At 36.8% G+C, this 280-nt stretch carries 1 protein-coding gene; it reads right to left on the minus strand.

What is annotated here, in order from left to right:
* Positions 1 to 280 (minus strand): TcdA/TcdB catalytic glycosyltransferase domain-containing protein (locus ACNQ0T_RS24130; protein WP_417930488.1); only part of this gene is annotated, 280 nt, incomplete at both ends.

The raw sequence follows: 280 nt of genomic DNA on the forward strand, positions 1-280 counted from the left end.
CCTTAACTCGTATCTTTAGTTTACTAATTATATTATCCACTTTTGTGCTGTCTTCTCGAGGTAGTTTGTGCTCTAATCCCGCACTCGGTTCATTGCTTACTAATGATAATATTTCGTCACTTAGAGCACGACGATGGTCTTCTTTTTCAAGGAAATCGTAATTATTACAATTATCTTGCACTATTTTATAAACTTCGGGGGTATAATTCGGCATAACATCATGGTCAGCATAAATTCCACCGTGATTTTTTAATATATAGGCGCGTAGCATGTCGGTTGC

This window comes from Enterobacter cloacae complex sp.6700776 (assembly GCF_048284255.1).
In the GTDB taxonomy this organism is placed as follows: Bacteria; Pseudomonadota; Gammaproteobacteria; order Enterobacterales; family Enterobacteriaceae; genus Enterobacter; species Enterobacter intestinihominis.